The following is a 5,243-nucleotide window of genomic DNA, read 5'->3' on the forward strand; positions in this document are numbered from 1 at the left end:
GGGGTGGCCTTTTCTGAAAGATTGTCCGGCGGCGTCCTACTCTCCCACACCCTCACGAGTGCAGTACCATCGGCGCTGGAGGGCTTAGCTTCCGGGTTCGGAATGTAACCGGGCGTTTCCCCTCCGCCATGACCGCCGTAACTCTATGAACATATCAAACAACCCCGGCACGATTTCACGGGTGTTCGCTTGTTCAGAGTTGCACAGTGGACGCGTAGCAGCTTAGTAGTCAAGTCCTCGGCCTATTAGTACCGGTCAACTGAACCCGTTACCGGGCTTACATTTCCGGCCTATCAACCCAGTCGTCTAGCTGGGGGCCTTACCCCACAAAGTGGGTGGGATACCTCATCTTGAAGCAGGCTTCCCGCTTAGATGCTTTCAGCGGTTATCCCTTCCGAACGTAGCTAACCAGCCGTGCCCTTGGCAGGACAACTGGCACACCAGAGGTTCGTCCGTCCCGGTCCTCTCGTACTAGGGACAGCCCTTCTCAAGTATCCTACGCGCACGGCGGATAGGGACCGAACTGTCTCACGACGTTCTAAACCCAGCTCGCGTACCGCTTTAATGGGCGAACAGCCCAACCCTTGGGACCTGCTACAGCCCCAGGATGCGACGAGCCGACATCGAGGTGCCAAACCATCCCGTCGATATGGACTCTTGGGGAAGATCAGCCTGTTATCCCCGGGGTACCTTTTATCCGTTGAGCGACACCGCTTCCACTCGCAAGTGCCGGATCACTAGTCCCGACTTTCGTCCCTGCTCGACCTGTCAGTCTCACAGTCAAGCTCCCTTGTGTACTTGCACTCAACACCTGATTGCCAACCAGGCTGAGGGAACCTTTGGGCGCCTCCGTTACCTTTTAGGAGGCAACCGCCCCAGTTAAACTACCCACCAGACACTGTCCCTGAACCGGATAACGGTCCGAAGTTAGATACCCAAATCAACCAGAGTGGTATTTCAAGATTGCCTCCACCCATACTGGCGTATGGACTTCACCGGCTCCCACCTATCCTACACAAGCTAATTCGAGTACCAATGTCAAGCTATAGTAAAGGTCCCGGGGTCTTTCCGTCCTGCCGCGCGTAACGAGCATCTTTACTCGTACTGCAATTTCGCCGGGCCTGTGGTTGAGACAGTGGGGAAGTCGTTACGCCATTCGTGCAGGTCGGAACTTACCCGACAAGGAATTTCGCTACCTTAGGATGGTTATAGTTACCACCGCCGTTTACTGGCGCTTAAGTTCTCCGCTTCGCCCCAAAGGAGCTAACAGGTCCCCTTAACGTTCCAGCACCGGGCAGGCGTCAGTCCATATACATCGAATTACTTCTTCGCATGGACCTGTGTTTTTAGTAAACAGTCGCTTCCCCCTGCTCTCTGCGGCCATACAACGCTCCACCCGCGCGGGGCTTCACGTCTCCGGCCCCCCTTCTCCCTAAGTTACGGGGGCAATTTGCCGAGTTCCTTAACCACAGTTCGCCCGATCGCCTCGGTATTCTCTACCTGACCACCTGTGTCGGTTTGGGGTACGGGCCGCTAAGAACTCGCTAGAGGCTTTTCTCGGCAGCATAGGATCACTGACTTCACCTGAATCGGCTCGGCATCACGTCTCAGCCTTCATGTGGTGCGGATTTGCCTACACCACGGCCTACACGCTTACCCCGGCACAACCACCGGCCGGGCTCAGCTACCTTCCTGCGTCACCCCATCGCTTGACTACTACCCATCAGGTTCCCACGCTCCCCACCCTCAACCCGAAGGTCTTGGATGGTTCGGGTGGTTAGCACAACGAGGTTCATCAGGGACGCTCTTTCGCGGGTACGGGAATATCAACCCGTTGTCCATCGACTACGCCTCTCGGCCTCGCCTTAGGTCCCGACTCACCCAGGGCGGATTAGCCTGGCCCTGGAACCCTTGGTCATCCGGCGGAAGGGTTTCTCACCCTTCTTTCGCTACTCATGCCTGCATTCTCACTCGTGCCGCGTCCACAACTGGGTCACCCCGCTGCTTCACTCGCGGCACGACGCTCCCCTACCCATCCACACACCTGCACAAGGAATCAAGTCCAAGCGAGGATAAAATGTGAATGCCACAGCTTCGGCGGTGTGCTTGAGCCCCGCTACATTGTCGGCGCGGAACCACTTGACCAGTGAGCTATTACGCACTCTTTAAAGGGTGGCTGCTTCTAAGCCAACCTCCTGGTTGTCTATGCGACCCCACATCCTTTTCCACTTAGCACACGCTTAGGGGCCTTAGCTGGTGATCTGGGCTGTTTCCCTCTCGACTACGAAGCTTATCCCCCGCAGTCTCACTGCCGCGCTCTCACTTACCGGCATTCGGAGTTTGGCTGATTTCGGTAAGCTTGTGGGCCCCCTAGACCATCCAGTGCTCTACCTCCGGCAAGAAACACGCGACGCTGCACCTAAATGCATTTCGGGGAGAACCAGCTATCACGGAGTTTGATTGGCCTTTCACCCCTAACCACAGGTCATCCCCCAATTTTTCAACATTGGTGGGTTCGGCCCTCCACGCGGTCTTACCCGCGCTTCAGCCTGCCCATGGCTAGATCACTCCGCTTCGGGTCTAGGACACGCGACTGAATCGCCCTATTCAGACTCGCTTTCGCTACGGCTCCCCCACACGGGTTAACCTCGCCACATGCCACTAACTCGCAGGCTCATTCTTCAAAAGGCACGCCGTCACCCCGCAAGGCTCCGACGGATTGTAGGCGAACGGTTTCAGGTACTATTTCACTCCCCTCCCGGGGTACTTTTCACCATTCCCTCACGGTACTTGTCCGCTATCGGTCACCAGGAAGTATTTAGGCTTACCAGGTGGTCCTGGCAGATTCACGGCAGATTTCAGGGGTCCGCCGCTACTCGGGAACACCCACAGAAGGTCAGCAACTTTCACCTACCGGACTCTCACCGTCTACGGTCAGCCATTCCAGACTGTTCGACTAGCCACTAACTTTGTAACTTCTCGAACAAGTGTCAGCTTGTTCAGCAGGGTCCCACAACCCCGACCACGCAACCCCTGACAGGTATCACACGCAGCCGGTTTAGCCTCGATCCGCTTTCGCTCGCCACTACTCACGGAATCACTAAATTGTTTTCTCTTCCTACGGGTACTGAGATGTTTCACTTCCCCGCGTTCCCTCCACACACCCTATGTGTTCAGGTGTGGGTGACACCACATGACTGGTGCCAGGTTTCCCCATTCGGACACCCTGGGATCACAGCTTGGTTGACAGCTCCCCCAGGCCTATCGCGGCCTCCCACGTCCTTCATCGGCTCCTGGTGCCAAGGCATTCACCGTTCGCCCTTGACAACTTGACCACAAAGATGCTCGCGTCCACTGTGCAATTCTCAACAAACGACCAACCCACAACCCGATCCGCCCCACACCAAACCCAACATCAACAGTTGGCGGTATGCGGGGCCAGGCCATGCCTGGCAGACTTCCAGCCCCCACACAGGAGGCCGGCGCAGTCTCTGAAACAACAACCACCGGTTGTTCTTTCAGGACCCAACAGGGTGCTTACATTCTTCCTCAGCCGCACCAGAACCGATCCGTTCCCACCACACCCGAAAGCGTGGCTGTACTAGGTGATCCCGGCCGTTGCCGAGGAAAAACTTGCCAGTGTCTCCGCCATCTGAGCACCCCACCACCACAGTCGGGCAGTGCGGGCTCCTTACCGACTTTCGTCGGAAGGTGCTCCTTAGAAAGGAGGTGATCCAGCCGCACCTTCCGGTACGGCTACCTTGTTACGACTTCGTCCCAATCGCCAGCCCCACCTTCGACGGCTCCCTCCACAAGGGTTGGGCCACCGGCTTCGGGTGTTGCCGACTTTCGTGACGTGACGGGCGGTGTGTACAAGGCCCGGGAACGTATTCACCGCAGCGTTGCTGATCTGCGATTACTAGCGACTCCGACTTCACGGGGTCGAGTTGCAGACCCCGATCCGAACTGAGACCGGCTTTTTGGGATTCGCTCCACCTCACGGTATCGCAGCCCATTGTACCGGCCATTGTAGCATGCGTGAAGCCCTGGACATAAGGGGCATGATGACTTGACGTCATCCCCACCTTCCTCCGAGTTGACCCCGGCAGTCTTCGATGAGTCCCCGCCATAACGCGCTGGCAACATCGAACGAGGGTTGCGCTCGTTGCGGGACTTAACCCAACATCTCACGACACGAGCTGACGACAGCCATGCACCACCTGTGACCGCCCCCGAAGGACCCCCCATCTCTGGAGGTTTTGCGGCCATGTCAAACCCAGGTAAGGTTCTTCGCGTTGCATCGAATTAATCCGCATGCTCCGCCGCTTGTGCGGGCCCCCGTCAATTCCTTTGAGTTTTAGCCTTGCGGCCGTACTCCCCAGGCGGGGCGCTTAATGCGTTAGCTGCGGCACAGGGAACCGGAGAGGCCCCCCACACCTAGCGCCCAACGTTTACAGCGTGGACTACCAGGGTATCTAATCCTGTTCGCTCCCCACGCTTTCGCTCCTCAGCGTCAGTATCGGCCCAGAGACCCGCCTTCGCCACCGGTGTTCCTCCTGATATCTGCGCATTTCACCGCTACACCAGGAATTCCAGTCTCCCCTACCGAACTCTAGCCTGCCCGTATCGACCGCAGGCTTGGGGTTGAGCCCCAAGTTTTCACGGTCGACGCGACAAGCCGCCTACGAGCTCTTTACGCCCAATAAATCCGGACAACGCTCGCACCCTACGTCTTACCGCGGCTGCTGGCACGTAGTTGGCCGGTGCTTCTTCTGCAGGTACCGTCACTCTCGCTTCGTCCCTGCTGAAAGAGGTTTACAACCCGAAGGCCGTCATCCCTCACGCGGCGTCGCTGCATCAGGCTTCCGCCCATTGTGCAATATTCCCCACTGCTGCCTCCCGTAGGAGTCTGGGCCGTGTCTCAGTCCCAGTGTGGCCGGTCGCCCTCTCAGGCCGGCTACCCGTCGTCGCCTTGGTAGGCCATCACCCCACCAACAAGCTGATAGGCCGCGAGCCCATCCCAAGCCGAAAAACTTTCCACCACCAGCCATGCGGCCAGCAGTCCTATTCGGTATTAGCCCCCGTTTCCGAGGGTTATCCCAAAGCTTGGGGCAGGTTGCTCACGTGTTACTCACCCGTTCGCCGCTCGAGTACCCCGAAGGGCCTTTCCGCTCGACTTGCATGTGTTAAGCACGCCGCCAGCGTTCGTCCTGAGCCAGGATCAAACTCTCCAACAAAAAATT

General features: G+C 57.7%; 3 rRNA genes. All 3 read right to left on the reverse strand.

The annotated features are described in order from the left end of the window. Nucleotides 1-23: 23 nt before the first annotated feature. Nucleotides 24-140: ribosomal RNA gene (gene rrf / locus AB0C03_RS32245) — 5S ribosomal RNA — on the reverse strand. A gap of 85 nt (nucleotides 141-225) precedes the next feature. Then, nucleotides 226-3,335: ribosomal RNA gene (locus AB0C03_RS32250) — 23S ribosomal RNA — on the reverse strand. 387 nt (nucleotides 3,336-3,722) lie between these two features. Further along, a 16S ribosomal RNA gene (locus AB0C03_RS32255) occupies nucleotides 3,723-5,237 on the reverse strand. Together the 16S, 23S and 5S rRNA genes form the textbook arrangement of a ribosomal RNA operon. Between the last annotated feature and the right edge of the window lie 6 nt (nucleotides 5,238-5,243).

The organism is Micromonospora parva, from assembly GCF_040649675.1.
In the GTDB taxonomy this organism is placed as follows: Bacteria; Actinomycetota; Actinomycetes; order Mycobacteriales; family Micromonosporaceae; genus Micromonospora; species Micromonospora parva.